The 15,113-nt window shown below is 33.0% G+C and carries 12 protein-coding genes; 7 read left to right on the top strand and 5 right to left on the bottom strand.

Annotated elements, in window-relative coordinates:
- Positions 1-32: 32 nt before the first annotated feature.
- Complete coding sequence (locus bsdE14_RS14620; protein WP_264850717.1) at positions 33-2,036, bottom strand: triple tyrosine motif-containing protein; 2,004 nt, start codon at positions 2,034-2,036, stop codon at positions 33-35.
- 210 nt (positions 2,037-2,246) lie between these two features.
- Here bsdE14_RS14620 and pulA point away from each other — a divergent pair, with 210 nt between their 5' ends.
- Positions 2,247-4,379, top strand: a complete 2,133-nt coding sequence (gene pulA, locus bsdE14_RS14615; RefSeq protein ID WP_264850716.1) for a type I pullulanase — start codon at positions 2,247-2,249, stop codon at positions 4,377-4,379.
- Between the two features lie 109 nt (positions 4,380-4,488).
- Here the strand turns inward: pulA and bsdE14_RS14610 are convergent, their stop codons facing one another.
- Both bsdE14_RS14610 and bsdE14_RS14605 read right to left on the bottom strand, forming a co-directional pair.
- Positions 4,489-4,929, bottom strand: coding sequence for a YaiI/YqxD family protein (locus tag bsdE14_RS14610; protein WP_264850714.1), 441 nt, complete (start codon positions 4,927-4,929; stop codon positions 4,489-4,491).
- Positions 4,930-4,932: 3 nt separating this feature from the next.
- Complete coding sequence (locus bsdE14_RS14605) at positions 4,933-6,282, bottom strand: glucose-6-phosphate isomerase (RefSeq protein WP_264850712.1); 1,350 nt, start codon at positions 6,280-6,282, stop codon at positions 4,933-4,935.
- 426 nt (positions 6,283-6,708) lie between these two features.
- Between bsdE14_RS14605 and bsdE14_RS14600 the strand changes: the two genes are divergently transcribed.
- Both bsdE14_RS14600 and bsdE14_RS14595 read left to right on the top strand, forming a co-directional pair.
- Positions 6,709-7,581 carry a GGDEF domain-containing protein gene (locus bsdE14_RS14600; protein ID WP_264850710.1) on the top strand — a complete coding sequence of 291 codons (873 nt, stop codon included), beginning with the start codon at positions 6,709-6,711 and terminating at the stop codon, positions 7,579-7,581.
- 118 nt (positions 7,582-7,699) lie between these two features.
- The gene (locus tag bsdE14_RS14595) at positions 7,700-7,885 is read left to right on the top strand and encodes a Spo0E family sporulation regulatory protein-aspartic acid phosphatase (protein ID WP_264850709.1); all 186 of its coding nucleotides are present in this window, start codon (positions 7,700-7,702) and stop codon (positions 7,883-7,885) included.
- 132 nt (positions 7,886-8,017) lie between these two features.
- Here the strand turns inward: bsdE14_RS14595 and bsdE14_RS14590 are convergent, their stop codons facing one another.
- Positions 8,018-8,746: a GTP pyrophosphokinase gene (locus tag bsdE14_RS14590; protein ID WP_264850708.1), complete on the bottom strand. Its 729-nt coding sequence runs from the start codon at positions 8,744-8,746 to the stop codon at positions 8,018-8,020.
- A gap of 317 nt (positions 8,747-9,063) precedes the next feature.
- On the opposite strand from bsdE14_RS14590, the gene bsdE14_RS14585 reads away from it, so the two are divergent.
- Complete coding sequence (locus bsdE14_RS14585; RefSeq protein WP_264850707.1) at positions 9,064-9,510, top strand: helix-turn-helix domain-containing protein; 447 nt, start codon at positions 9,064-9,066, stop codon at positions 9,508-9,510.
- 31 nt (positions 9,511-9,541) lie between these two features.
- Here the strand turns inward: bsdE14_RS14585 and bsdE14_RS14580 are convergent, their stop codons facing one another.
- On the bottom strand, positions 9,542-11,371 hold the full coding sequence (locus bsdE14_RS14580) for an oleate hydratase (protein ID WP_264850706.1): 1,830 nt from the start codon (positions 11,369-11,371) through the stop codon (positions 9,542-9,544).
- A 203-nt stretch (positions 11,372-11,574) separates the two neighbouring features.
- Here bsdE14_RS14580 and bsdE14_RS14575 point away from each other — a divergent pair, with 203 nt between their 5' ends.
- From bsdE14_RS14575 to bsdE14_RS14565, 3 genes are all read left to right on the top strand, one after another.
- Positions 11,575-12,138: a TetR/AcrR family transcriptional regulator gene (locus tag bsdE14_RS14575; RefSeq protein WP_264850705.1), complete on the top strand. Its 564-nt coding sequence runs from the start codon at positions 11,575-11,577 to the stop codon at positions 12,136-12,138.
- A gap of 154 nt (positions 12,139-12,292) precedes the next feature.
- Entirely contained in the window at positions 12,293-13,906 is a 1,614-nt protein-coding gene (locus tag bsdE14_RS14570) for a spore germination protein (protein WP_264850704.1), read from the top strand.
- A gap of 31 nt (positions 13,907-13,937) precedes the next feature.
- Complete coding sequence (locus bsdE14_RS14565) at positions 13,938-15,107, top strand: Ger(x)C family spore germination protein (protein ID WP_264850702.1); 1,170 nt, start codon at positions 13,938-13,940, stop codon at positions 15,105-15,107.
- Positions 15,108-15,113: the final 6 nt, after the last annotated feature.

Below are 15,113 nucleotides of genomic sequence, written 5' to 3'. Positions count from 1 at the left end.
TCAATGGCAATTTATTTTTTAAATTCCATTGTTTACTCTACATTAAACTCCATCATTGCATAGTCCTCATAAGCAGACCTCTTATGTTCACTTTTACTAAGTACGAGAATTTTATAGTTTCCCGTGGAAAATGGTATAAAACTATAATAGTTTTTTCTGCTGTACCTCTGCACAAGGCACCAATCTCCTCTTTCCATTAGATAAAATTCATATTTTACTTCTTTACCTCCCTCACTAGCTGCAGTGACAGTTAAAGTTTCATTTATGTTTATTTTAGTTCTGTCAAATTGAAGTCTGGTATTTGTAACAGGTAAAGCCTCATGGACTATAATCTTAATATCTCTTCTGCAATCAAAATCCTTTGTACTATCTACATTTTTTGCATATATCTGAAAGGAGTAAACACCGCTGCACTTTGGAGTAAGTGCATACTTTTTATGTTTAACATATCCAGTATCCTCCACTTGGTGTCCATTTATATACATTACATATCTCATTAAAATTTTCTTTGTATTTAGTGTAATAATACTATAAGAAATATTATCTCCTACTACATAGTACTCTTTTGTTGGTAGTAGAATATGATCTATGCGTGCAGGCATAAAATCATACACTTCTAAATTAATTACATAATGGCTATCATAATTTCGCTTAGAGTATTTATCCTTTACTCTAGCTTCAATCTCATAGTTCCCGCCTTCTTCAGGAGTAAAATTTACCCAGCAGCAGCTTCCATAGTCAATCTTCTCAACTTCAGCACCATCTTTGAACACATGAAAGCTATACCTAAGCTCAGTTCCACCATGAGCAATAACCTTAATATTAACTGTATCATTTTTTACCAGCTTATTGTCTTTATCTAAAATTATATCTTGTATCTTAGCTGGCTCTCTATTAAGCTCATCTATTGTAAAATTCATTGTACTAGAAGCTTCGTAATTTTCTTTAGAACTTGAGTCCTTTACCCAGACTATAATTTTATATTCACCAGGTTTTTTTGTTTTCCATAGGTAAGTATCATTTTTTATATAGCCTGAATCTTCCCCTTCATTTCCATCTATTATATATCTATATAATAGTTCTCTTCCACCCTTTACAATAGTCTTTAAAGTAACATTTGTAGAACTTATCTGAGGAGAACTTAAATCACTAGTAAAACTTTGAATACATACTTCCCTATATGGCTTAACTGTATAATTTATTACTGCTCTATCATCATACTCATTTTGAGAATACATGTCCCTAGCCATACAAAGCAACCTATAATCTCCATCTTTTTTTTCAATATATTCTACAATCCTCTTTGTGGAATAATCCTGAAGGCATTTTATTCTTCCATCAGAATAAATTTTAATAAATTTATATAGTATCATTCTGTTGTCTTGATAAGCTGCATCTACTTGGAATACAAGTTCAGATCCTACTAGCATTTCCTCTGTAAGACATTTAAAATTAGTAATTTCAAGCTTTTTAACAGACTTAACCTCAAACTGAACCTTTTCAAAATCATCATATTTATTTTTAGAATCCAAGGTTTTACATTCTACTAGCACTTCCTGTTTGCCAGTGCTTTTCACACTCCAAATCAGAGTATTATCTGCGGAATAATCTTTGGCCAATTCCCAGTTATCATTTTCTCTAATCCAATATCTATACATTACAGGCATCTTTTTTACATCCACTGACACCTTAAGTTTATCTCCCAAATCCAATAGCTGCTTGTCCAAATTAACATTACTAATAATTTTTTCTTCTACTTTTCCAATAATATAATCTAGTCTAGTTACATAATCAAATGGTTTAGTGCTATCTTTTCTTTTAGCCTGAACCATTATTATGTATTTACCCTCTTCTTTAGGCATCCATTCAACAGTTTCTTCAAAGCCAAACTCTCTAAGAGTTTCCCATGTACCATCACAACCAATTATAAATTTAAACAATAAGTTTTCTTCTGGTCTATCACCAATACTTATTAATATATTTTTCTCTTTTTCTTGCGGACTTTCTAAATTAAACACTACAGTTATTTCATTCACTACTACTCATCCCCTGTTTATAATATGCCTTAGATTATATTATACTACAATTCCATATTCTGTTATAGCCATATTTGCATTTTATTCTTAAAATTCATAATATAATAATACAGCATATAGAAAAATGGTATAATTTGAAATGTAAGCTAAAAAAGATATTATAAACATAACAGTTTATAGTTGATATAAATTATCTGATAGGAGGGTAACATGTTTATACTACAAGCAAATATTATTAATTTTAATAGTATAAAAATTAAAGTAATCAGTCTGCCGGACTTTGCCATAGAAAAATTAACTGTACTTAACGGCACTAACTCACTTCCTGTAAAAAATTATTCTATTACAGAAGACTCTATCTTATTAGAAACAGAACGTAATATAAATATTAAGAACCCTTGTACTCTTCTTTATGATGGTAACCCATCTATATGCAGTTACTTGCAATTATACAAAAGCCAAGAATTCAACAACAAATATTTCACTAATGAAGCTTTAGGCTGCTTCTATTATAAAAATTATACAACTTTTAAAGTTTGGTCTCCACCTGCATCTTCCATAACCTTGCTTTTATATTCTACTGGTGATGACCTCGAAGCTCCTAGAGCAATTGAGATGAACGATAATAATGGCTTGTGGGATGTATCGGTACAGGGGGATTTAAAAGGGTTCTATTATACTTATAAAATAGTTATATTAAATGAAAAATATGAAGCAGTTGATCCTTATGCTAAAGCAGTTGGTATTAACGGCTTAAGAGCTGCAATTATTGATATGGACGAAACTACTCCAGTCGATTTTTATAATACTCCTGCTCCAAAGATAAAAAACTATACCGATGCTATACTCTATGAAGTAAGTATACGCGATATAACTGGCAGTAAGACTAGTGGAGTAAAAAATAAAGGTAAATATTTAGGTTTAGCTGAGGAGAATACTTTTTCTCCAGATGGCTTATCCACTGGACTCAATCACATTAAAGAATTGGGCATAACCCATGTTCAACTGATGCCTATTTTTGACTTCAGTTATATGAGTGTAGATGAAAAAAATCCTGAAAAATATAACTGGGGCTATGATCCTCAGAATCTTAATGCACCAGAAGGAAGCTACAGCACTAATCCTTATAACCCAACCTGTAGAATTTATGAATTAAAAGAACTAATAAAAACCCTTCATAAAAATGGATTATGTGTAGTAATGGACATGGTATATAATCATGTTTATCACAATACTGAAAATAGCTTTGAAAAAATATTTCCTGGATACTATTTTAGATACGATAATTCTGGTAAACGTTCAGATGGAAGTGGCTGCGGCAATGATATAGCCTCTGAACAGCCTATGGCAGCAAAATTTATAGTTGATTCAGCGCTATATTGGGTTAATGAATATAATCTTGATGGACTTCGCTTTGATTTAATGGGGCTTTTAGATGTGAATTCAATGAATAAAATTAGAGAAGCTCTCAACAGCTTGAGGAGGCCTTTAATGCTCTACGGTGAAGGCTGGTATATGAATACTGAGCTTTCAGAGGACCTAAAAGCCAATATGTTTAATTCATATAAGTTCCCTTCCATTGGACATTTTAATGATAGTATAAGAGATGGAGTAAAAGGAAGTGTTTTTTCAAAGGAGGATAAGGGCTTTATTAGCGGAAAACAAGGGCAAGAACAAACAATAAAAAAATGTATTACTGGTTTTATAAATTATAGTGAAAAATATAAAGGCTTATTCATTACTCCTTCACAATCAGTGAATTATGTGTCTGCTCATGATAACAATACTTTATGGGATAAGCTTCAGTGTAGTAATCCACAGGATAATTTTGAGGATAAAAAATCCATGCATAAACTAGCAAATGCAGTTGTGCTAATGAGCCAAGGTATTCCCTTTCTTCACTCTGGAGTGGAGTTTTGCAGAACAAAGAACGGAATTGAAAATAGCTATAATAGTCCTGATGAAATAAATAATATAAATTGGCTTAGAAAAGCTGAGTTTTATGACGTATTTAACTATTATAAAGGTCTCATTAACATAAGAAAACAACATCCTGCCTTTAGGCTTCCTAATACTGAAGGTGTGAAAGCTCACCTGAGCTTTATTGAAAATGTTCCTAATAATGTTATTGCCTTCACCTTAAGTGGCTATGCAAACAATGATTCATGGGATAATATTTTGGTCATTTTTAATGCAAATAAAAACAATGTTAAGTTAAATATTCCATTTGCTAAGTGGAATGTAACATCTGATAAATATATTGCCGGCACTGAAACATTAAGGATTTTAGAAACTGATTCAGTAGAAGTTGAAGGCTTAAGCTTTAATTTATTTCACAATTAAAATAAATTATAAGTATCATTATTATAATTACTGACAAAAAGGCATAGAGCCATTGCCGCTCTATGCCTTAAATTAATATTGGCCTATTTTAAGTCAAATTATAGTAATGCTATTTCTTATTACATACTATTAATTTTTCTAAATTTTTATGCAATCTTTCATCGTCTTCTCTTGTTCTTTTTTTGGGATTTGAGGTTTTACCTCCGCTTCTTCTTATCTTTTGGGCAATATGTCTTTCAAAAAGAAGTTTATCTATATTCTCATTAGTGTATACAAAACCCTTTGGGCCAATAGCATGAGCTTTTTTACCAAGTACCATAGCAGCAACTCCAAAGTCTTGAGTTACTACAATGTCATTTACTCTAGCTTCATTTGCAATAGCCATATCTACACTTTGAAAGCCACTGTCCATATATCTTATTGAGCTGTAATCACTAAATAAAGCATGGTTTATATCACAGTACATTATTACTTCCAAACCATATTCTTTACCTAAATCCTCAATAATCTGCCTGCCCGGGCAGGCATCTGCATCAACTATAATTCTCATCTATTATAGTCTCTTTTCTAGTTCAGCCTTCATTTCTTCAAAGCCAGGCTTTCCCAAAAGTGCAAACATATTCTTTTTATATGCTTCAACCCCTGGTTGGTCGAAAGGATTTACTCCATTTAAATATCCACTGATTCCACACGCTTTTTCAAAGAAATAAACTGCATATCCAAAGTTATATGGAGTTAGTTCTGGAACATTAATTATTATATTTGGAACTTCTCCATCATTATGAGCTAGAACAGTACCTTGAAAGGCCTTTTTATTTACAAAATCCATGGTCTGACCTGCAAGAAAGTTTAACCCATCTATATTTTCAGCGCTTTTTTCAATTGTTATGCTCTTTCTTGGAGTTTCAACATTTATAACTGTTTCAAATATATTTCTTAAACCTTCTTGAATGTATTGTCCCATTGAATGAAGGTCTGTAGAAAAATCTACTGCCGCTGGGAAAATACCCTTATGATCTTTTCCTTCGCTTTCTCCATAAAGTTGTTTCCACCACTCACCAAAATAATGAATAGCAGGTTCGTAATTAACTAGTATTTCTGTAACCTTTCCTTTTCTAAGAAGAGCATTTCTAGCAGCTGCATATTTGTAAGCATCATTTTTGCTCATATCCTCAGCACTATATGCCTCTCTTGCGTCTGCAGCTCCCTGCATCATCTCATCTATATTTATTCCTGCTGCTGCTATAGGAAGAAGTCCTACTGCTGTTAGAACGGAATATCTACCTCCAACATCATCTGGAATGACGAAGGTTTCATAGCCTTCTGAATCAGCTAAAGATTTTAATGCTCCTCTTGCTTTATCTGTAGTAGCATAAATTCTGCTTTTAGCGCCCTCTTTTCCATACTTCTTTTCCATATAATCTTTAAATATTCTAAAAGCTATAGCAGGCTCTGTAGTGGTTCCTGATTTTGATATAACATTAACTGATATATCCATTCCTTCTATTGCTTCTAATAAATCTGTCATATAAGTAGAGCTTATATTGTTTCCAACATAGAATATTGCTGGAGTCTTTCTCTTACCTTTAGGCAATGTGTTGTAAAAGCTGTGAGAAAGCATTTCAATTGCTGCTCTTGCACCAAGGTATGAGCCGCCTATTCCTATTACTATAAGTGCCTCTGAATCCCCTTGAATTTTTTCAGCAGCTTTTTTTATTCTTGCAAATTCATCTTTATCATATGCTACAGGAAGATCCACCCATCCTAAAAAATCGCTTCCTGCACCAGTTTTTTCATGAAGCATTTTGTGAGCCTCTGAAATCATTGGTTGAAAATATTTAATTTCATGTTCTTTTAAAAACGGTGTAGTTTTTGATAAGTCTAAACTTAGAGCCTTAGCCATCCTTATTTACCTCCTAATATTTTAAAATCTATAAAATATTTTAATAAACTATTAAAAATGAAATAAATTTTTCCACTACCTGCAATTTTAGACTATTTAATAGAATAAATCAAGTTTTGAAAATCCTTTTGTAACTTATTACAAAAACTAAATCATCATAAGTTTCATATTATTCTCACCATTTATATTGTTTAGCATTTTTATTTATCTAATACATTAAACTATAAAATCCACCCTTTGAAAATGCATTATTATAATTTAACGAATATTGTGAATATTTTATAAATTCCTTGTAATATTTGGTAATATATTATATAATAATAATATACCATATTGCATATAAATACATTGTTTCCAAATTATGTTGCATATAAATACACTTTATTTTCTTGAAAGGCATTAAAAATAAAAAGGAGAGTGGAATCATTGGATAACTTACATGAACTCACTGCTAGCCTATCTAGCTTGAAAGGTATATATGATATCTTAAGAATTGTAGATCCAATTAATAAGTGTATTGTTGTTGACCATGGCGCAACAATGGACAAACCATGTTACAGTATTCTAAACCGAAAGACCTTTTGCAATAATTGTATTGCTATGCGGTCATACATAGAGAATACTTCCTTTATAAAAATAGAAGAAGCAGTTGATTCTAATACTATCTATTCTGTTATTGCACTTCCAATTAATTACAACTCTAAAAAATTAGTTTTAGAATTGATAAAAGATATTACAAAATCTTCTTCAACTACTATAAGAGAAAGTTATAGAAAACAAATAGATTCATTAATAAATAAATTAAATGAAAAAATAGTAATAGATGAGTTCACTGGCATTTATAATAAATCCTACATTAATGAACGCCTTCCTGTAGATATAAACAACGCATTTTCCAGCGGAAAGCCACTTTCCATTATTATGGCCGATATTGATCATTTAGAAAAAATAAATACAGATCATGGATATCCAATTGGAGATAGCATTTTAAAGGACTTTTCAACTCTTGCTACAAAACATTTAAATAATAATCATTGGGCTGCAAGATATGGCGGCGAAGAGTTCTTAATAGTACTGAATAACACCGACTTAGATAAAGCCTATAACTTAGCTGAGAATTTAAGGATTTCCCTAGAAAACGAAAGTTTTAAATGCCATGATACAGATATTAAAGTTACTGCCAGCTTTGGAGTGTATAGTATTGATAACAGCAAGATGGATGCAAAGGAATTCATAAATAATGTTAGTAAAAACTTACTTAGAGCAAAGTTATTAGGAAGAAATAAAACAATTGGGTAATAGTAGTTTTGCTTTATATACACTAATATATTAGCGATACTTAGTACATTATAAATAACAATGATAACTGAGTAAATAATAATTATTTTTGTTTCATGAGAAATTGAGGAGGGGAATTATGGGTAATATATACATAGATTCACTTGATATAGAAAGTCTAAAAAAATCTATAAACGAAATACGAGAAATTCTGGATGAACTCTGTATTACCACAGAAGAAATCAAAAATAGTGAAGAAAGACTAGCAGTGAGTCAATATTTAGACGACTTAATTGTAGCCTATATGAAACAATTTGCCAAATAGACATACTTATAGTGTTATACCTCTCTTTTACCCCATGACCTTTTGAAATATAAATGTGAAAACTCCTACTAAAATAAACTCAGGCAATGCTATCTATTTAGCTGCCTGAGTTCTTTGTTTTTATATCTTTATTTATATCTGCCAAAATTCTTCAGGAAAATAAAACTCTTCATTATTAATAGATATTTTTTTTATCTCGTCGGTAGAAATAGCTGCTTTTTTAAACTTGTTCATCTGAATACTTATATTCTCCATTTTACTGTCTAGTTCTGCAGCTGATTCTGCAGCATTTTTAAGTTCATCTAGCAGTCTTTGTGGAACTTTTTTATCATATTTATAGAAAATCTTATGTTCTAGGCTTGCCCAAAAATCCATTGCAATGGTACGAATTTGGACTTCCACACACACATTCTCAACCCTATCTGACATAAAAACAGGAACCTGTAATACTAAGTGTAAGCTTTTATATCCATTAGACTTAGGATTTTTTATGTAGTCCTTGTATTTAATTACGGTAATGTCATCCTGGTTTGTCAGCATGTCACTTAATTTATAAATATCTGAAATAAATGAGCATACTATACGAATACCAGTTATGTCCTGAATATTTTCTTTTATTGAAGGTAATGAAAATTCATATCCCTTTCTATAAATCTTATTCATAATACTTTGTGGTGACTTTATCCTAGATTCAACGTGCTCAATTGGGTTATATTCATGTATACGTTCAAATTCCTGTTTTAAAATGTTAACCTTTGTACTGACTTCATCTAATCCAAACTTATAGTTCATCATAAATCTAGTCAATTCTGTCCTTAAACCTTTTAACTGTTCTACATCCATTGTAGTATTTACTTCCATTTGTTTTTTCTCCTTTAACTTATACCTAATAAAAGATAACTCTACTTCATATATTTTAAACCTTTGAAATAATACAAGCATGTCTCCAATACAAAACAATCCCACAATAAAATTATACAAACTAATTATTAAACATTTTAAAACTAAAGTTAAACTATTTGTTAAATTCACAGTCTTTAGCATTTTATATATGAAATAATATTAGAATGTTAACTTTAGTTGACATTCTTCCACTTTTGCTTGATAGTATCCAATATATATATTTAGTATACTATATTTACAAGTTAACTTGAATAATATAAAGGCTGGTGACTATTATGGCATTAGGTGATAAATTAATATCCTTACGCAAAAAGTCTGGTTTATCCCAAGAAGAAGTTGCAGAAAAATTAGGTGTATCAAGACAAACAATAAGTAAATGGGAAACAAATCAAACTGTTCCTGAACTGATAAAAGCAAAATTATTAAGTCAGCTATACAATGTTAGCTATGATTACCTTATAAGTGGAAGTGATATTAGTGGTGATGTTACTAGTATTGAAATGATAGTTGATGAAATCGACTGGACCAGTGCATGGAGTAAAAAATATCCTATCTTAGCTTCATATCAAAGTATTCAAGGAATAAATAACTACTCAGAAAAAATATCAAATTTATATGATGAGTTTAAAAAGGAATTTGATTTCAATGATCAGGATACTGTTTTGGTTTTAAAAGATATCCTTTATCAAAAATATAAAATGTCAAAAAAGAAAGATAAGTAAACGGAACCCTGTCGGGTTCCGCCTTAAGCTTTTACCATTTGTCTGTTTTTGGTGCTTCTGGATGCAAAACATACTTCTTCAGCGGTACTGTTTTGTCACGTCCCAGATACATTGAATAATACGGAGGGATGGAGTTAACCATTGACACTAGAGCTTTCTTCATTTCATTGATCTTTAGTGGGTTTATAGCTGGAAGATCATTCACAGTAATTGGCCCCTCAATGCCTTTAAATCGTTTGATACGTTCTACCATATAACGGATGTCATAACGTGAAGGATATACTTCTAGCACATCCTTCTCAAGACCAGTCAGTGTGTATACTGCTTCCATACCTGTACGTACCGACATTTCAACTGTAAACACAACGTCGTCCTTGACCTCAACAAACTGTCCTAGAAAACCTAGATTTGTGCAGCCGTCCGGCACGCATTTCGGGCGGTCAGAGACTTTGCGCGGCATAAACTGTGAGGTTACATAGGGCATCATGCAGGTGGATACATAAGTATGCTTGAGAAGTTCGTCTTTCATATCCAGCATATTGAGCTGATACAGGAACTCGGTCATAATCTCATCACCTGTGCACTCAGCCATAGGTTTTTTAATATAGTCACCAATGTGCTCACCATAGAGACCATCTGCCCAAAGCACATCTTCATCCTCCGCCTGATCAGGGAAGAATGGCTTGTGATGGAGTACAAAGGAAATATCCCAGCTTGAATCCCTGAGGGTAATGGCACCGCCGGTGCCTGCTTTACTGCCTGTAATCCTCTCAAGTCTCTCTACAAACTGTGGATAACCCTTGATGGTAGGGAAGAATGATATCCACTTTGTCTTATCAATTTTTCCAAGGAACTTATCTGGATTACCAAATTTTCTATCTTTTTTAGCAAGATTCTGCCATAGCGTGAATAGGCTGAGATCTTCTGTATCACGATTGGTTGTGGCCACAGTGTGATTATCCCCAAAAGCACAGTTTGTTGTTAGCGAACCATTAGTAACAAAAACTAGATCCCGCTCACTAACCTCTATGACCTGTTTATTTCCATTTTGTCTGAGAAGAATGGCTTTCACCGTGTTGCAGGCTGCATCCATATCAAGATCGTATACTGCACAGCCATAGGCAGTCTTCACACCCTTCTGGCTTAACCAGGTCATAAGAGGCTTAATCATGGCATCATATTCGTTGTATTTTGTGTGAATAATCCCCTCCAAATATTCATTACGGGTCACCATTGCAAAGCGCTGGAAATATCGTCGACATTCCAAAGCACTATGATAGGTTTTAAAGGCTAGGCAGCTGTGAAAACATAACCACAGGCTGCTGTGGAAAAAGGATTCACCAAAGAAGTCCTCAATAGCCTTATCCTCAAGTTCTGATTCTGGCAGTTCCATAAAACGCATCATAGTTTTCATGTCCTGTGGTTCCAACTTGTAATCATGTACCTTGTCGTAAATTTCTCCATTTTTCGTTAGTACACGGGCTTCTGAATGGATGGGCTCGTCGCGATTGAAATCCACGATGTCGTCAAGAACGGTGCGTCCCTGGTTTTCTAGAGAAGGAATTTTACTGTAGAGGTACCAAATACACTCCATATACTGTTCCAGCTCACGTTCAGCACGGCAAAGGTAACCGAATTCACCGCGGATACCGTCGCAGCATCCACCCACGTCGCTGTGGCGTTCCAAAATAGTGATGTTTTCCCCAGGCATACCAGCATCATCAACGAGGAACGCAGCAGTTGCGAGTCCAGCAATACCTCCTCCAACGATATATGCCCTTTGATTTTCGATTCCCTGTGGTTTTTTGGCATGATACATGGTCTTGTAAATATTCATATACACATCCCCTTCTTTTTTCATGCTTTTATTGTCACAAATTATTTGATATATCATCATTATAACTATGGGGATGCGGCAGTAAAATTTACAGAATGTCACAGCTGTAAAAAATCTTTACACCTTTGGCACTATGTAAAGCTGATAAACAAATGATAAATTTTAGCCTTTTATCAAAAGCAAAACAGTGGTATAATATGGTAATAAAAAGGACGGAGATGAGCCGGATGCTGAAAACAGCCAAGTATGCCTTTGCGGATTCCTTGAAAAAAATGCTAGAGACAAAGACATTGGAAAACATTACAGTTACACATATAGTTCAGGACTGCGGTACATCGCGTCAGGCGTTCTATTATCATTTCAATGATATTTACAGCCTTCTTGAATGGATCTATCTTAATGAAGCCGCTTCACTCTTAGAAAACAACCGCGATATTGATACCTGGCAACAGGGTTTTCAGTTGATTCTGAATTGGATGCTGAACAATAAACCGCTGGTTGTTAACACCTACCGTTCTATCAGCCGTGAATACCTAGAAACCTTTACGTATAATTGGCTTTATCCTATGCTGGTAGAGGTTGTAAACAAATTGGCAGCATACCTGAATGTTCAAAAAAACAACAAGGAATTTATAGCACGTTTTTACACCCTTGCTTTCATTGCCATAAGCTTGGATTGGGTGCGCACTGGGATGAAAGAGACTCCAGAAACCATCGTTTGGCAACTAGAAATTATTATGAAAGATAATTTTATGCATGCACTGGAGAAATATTCAGAACAGGTTCCATGATGAACTCAATGAAATCTGTATAATACTAAAGTTAGAAAATAAAAACACCTTTTAAACTTGATTAAAAGTGCTATCAGCTTAAAGATTAGGCTGATAGCACTTATTTGTATTGTTAATAACTTTTTATAGATATAAAACTTTTGTATATATTAATATGATAAGAAAATACTATACAAAAGATACTAATAGCGGGGATTTAAGTGAGGTGGCTAAAATTATTAGTGACAAAAATTCTGAAATGAATAATTCTAATAATTATAAGAGAAGTACTAAGGCAATACAAAAACAAACTGTATATGTATCAAAAGAATTAAACGCAAACAAGAGCTTTTTGAACAAAATCTTTAATAATTGTGTAGATGTAATTATAAGAGAAATAAACATTGCTAGTAACCCACAGTATCCTGCATTTATAATTTATATTGCAAATTTAACTCCAATAGAACTGGTAGAAGAATGTGTAATAGAGAGACTTATCAAATATCAATTTGCGGAAAATGCTGATTTCAATAACATTAATTACTACGAGGGATTATTGGGAGTAGGGAAAGAAGACACTTATAATGATATGGATAAAGTTATTGATTCCATATTACAAGGTAATTTAATATTATTTGTTAACGGAATAAGCAGAAGTATAACAGTTACTCTCAAAAACCCACCAAACAGGTCTGTAGAAAAATCAGATACAGAGTTAAGTTTGCGAGGTCCAAAAGAATCATTAAATGAATCAATAGCTATTAACTTAGCATTGATAAGGAAACGGATGAAAAATAAATACTTAAAAACAGAGCGAATCAAGGTAGGAACTAATACTCAAACTGACATCATAATTATTTATTTAGAAAATATAGCTAATGACAAGATAGTAAATGAAGTTCGAACTAGAATAAAAAAAATAAGAACAGATGCTATTTATGATAGTAATGACCTTCAGGAGTTTATTGGTGATGCTCGTAAAAGTATGTTTCCAACAGCATTTATAACAGAAAAGCCAGATACGGTTATAAGCAAATTGTTAGAAGGAAGAGTTGCAATTATTACAGATGGTTCACCATCTGCTATAACAGTTCCAGCGGTTTTCATGGAATTTTTACAAGTAGGCGAAGATTACTATATAAGATACATTCCAACAACATTTAACAGATGGATTAGATACTTTCTTTTTCTTGTATCTATTTTACTTCCTGGATTTTATGTTGCAATTATAACCTTTCATCAAGAGCTGCTTCCAACAGCTCTGCTGATAACAGTAATCAAAGGCCGCAGTAATGTTCCTTTTCCAACATTACTTGAGACACTAGTAATGGTTTTCGCCTTTGATGCTCTAAGAGAAGCCGGGCTCAGAATGCCAAGGGCTTTAGGGCAGGCAATTAGCATAGTGGGTGCTCTAGTTCTCGGTGAGGCTGCTGTTAGCGCAGGATTAGTAAGCGAGTTAATTGTGATTGTAGTAGCATTTACTGGTATATCATCTTTTACACTAGGATACCCTGAAATGTATATGTCTATTTTAGTACCGCGTTATATATTTGTCCTTTTAGGTGGTACGCTAGGTTTACTAGGATTGAACTGTGGAATGATAGCACTTTTAATAAACTTTACATCAAAACGCTCTTTTGGTGTACCATATATGGCTCCAATAATGCCAATGGTAAAAGATGAGTTAGACGATGCTGTAATAAGGTCACCAATGCCAGATATGAAAAATAGACCTAAAATAATGACATGGGCACACTCAATTCGAAAGCATAAAACTAACAAAAATTAGTAATATAGATTCTTACATGGATGTGAAAATCATGAAAAAAAGACTATTAGGTATAATTTGGATTATTGTACTTGCTTCACTTACTATAGGTTGTGAGCAAAAGGTTGAAATGGTGAACCTAGCTAAAGTAATGGCAATAGGGATAGACTCTGCACCGGACGGAAAGTACATAGTAAGTATAAGAACACTATCCGAAGGTTCCTCACAAAAGTCTTCAGGATCAGCAATGCAAAAAGGAAGTAAAGATAGTACATCATCAGCGGTATATGTTGAAACTGGTGATACAATACTTCAAGCAGTAAACAAATTAAATAAGCAACTTGGTAAAGAGATAAGATTTTCGCATAATAAAGTAATTATTATCGGGGAAGAGACTGCTGGAAAAAGCATATATAATATTTTAGACTTTTCTCAAAGATTGTATCAAATGAGGCCAAATGTTCCCGTAATAATAGCAAAAGGAACAGCTCTAGAAATAATGAAAATAGAAACCACTGAGAACCCTTTGCCACCTAGTGCTATAGAAGATATATTAACTCAGCAGGATAAAATAGGATATGCTCCCTATAGCACCAATTTAGATATTACTAAAGCTCTTTTAAGTAAAAGTAGTGCACCAGTTGTAGCAGTTATAAGTAGAAACACCAATGATTTACTCAATGAAAATTCTTTCAAAATTGAAGGTACAGCTGTATTTAATAAGGATAAATTAGCAGGATATATGAATGAAAAGGAAACAAGGGGACTTGAATGGGTAGTAGGGAGAATACGAAATGGTGCTGTTGTTTTAGGTGATATTAAATATGGGAACATAACCACCATTGTTTTAGATTCCTCTGCGAAGATAACGCCCCTATTAAGAAAAGACGATATAGTAATACAAATAGATATAAAAAACAGATCTAATATAAGAGAGATGACAGCAGATTTAGACATAATGAAAAATCCAAATATAATTGACGAACTTAATGAAGCTCAAAATAAGGTAATAAAATATGAAGTAGAACAAGCAGTGAATGCTGCACAGAAAAATCTTAGGGAAGATATTTTTGGCTTTGGGCAAGTGATTTATAGAAGGTACCCAAAAGAATGGAAAAAAATTAAGGATAAGTGGGATGAAGAGTTCCCTGACTGTAAAGTGAATGTGACTGTACATTCCAGCATAAAAAGGCCAGGAAGTCTAAATAGAACAGTTAAATAGCAGGAG

The organism is Clostridium omnivorum (genome assembly GCF_026012015.1).
GTDB lineage: Bacteria > Bacillota > Clostridia > Clostridiales > Clostridiaceae > Clostridium_AX > Clostridium_AX omnivorum.
The sequence above is the reverse complement of the archived record's forward strand: the minus strand, read 5'-3'. Positions and strand labels throughout refer to the sequence as shown.

Bases quoted from the DNA above. Each gene is read 5' to 3' on its own strand.
- pulA (WP_264850716.1), top strand. From the start codon at position 2,247: ATGTTTATACTACAAGCAAATATTATTAATTTTAATAGTATAAAAATT.
- bsdE14_RS14610 (WP_264850714.1), bottom strand. From the start codon at position 4,929: ATGAGAATTATAGTTGATGCAGATGCCTGCCCGGGCAGGCAGATTATT.
- bsdE14_RS14605 (WP_264850712.1), bottom strand. From the start codon at position 6,282: ATGGCTAAGGCTCTAAGTTTAGACTTATCAAAAACTACACCGTTTTTA.
- bsdE14_RS14595 (WP_264850709.1), top strand. From the start codon at position 7,700: ATGGGTAATATATACATAGATTCACTTGATATAGAAAGTCTAAAAAAA.
- bsdE14_RS14590 (WP_264850708.1), bottom strand. From the start codon at position 8,746: ATGGAAGTAAATACTACAATGGATGTAGAACAGTTAAAAGGTTTAAGG.
- bsdE14_RS14585 (WP_264850707.1), top strand. From the start codon at position 9,064: ATGGCATTAGGTGATAAATTAATATCCTTACGCAAAAAGTCTGGTTTA.
- bsdE14_RS14580 (WP_264850706.1), bottom strand. From the start codon at position 11,371: ATGAAAAAAGAAGGGGATGTGTATATGAATATTTACAAGACCATGTAT.
- bsdE14_RS14575 (WP_264850705.1), top strand. From the start codon at position 11,575: ATGCTGAAAACAGCCAAGTATGCCTTTGCGGATTCCTTGAAAAAAATG.
- bsdE14_RS14570 (WP_264850704.1), top strand. From the start codon at position 12,293: ATGATAAGAAAATACTATACAAAAGATACTAATAGCGGGGATTTAAGT.
- bsdE14_RS14565 (WP_264850702.1), top strand. From the start codon at position 13,938: ATGAAAAAAAGACTATTAGGTATAATTTGGATTATTGTACTTGCTTCA.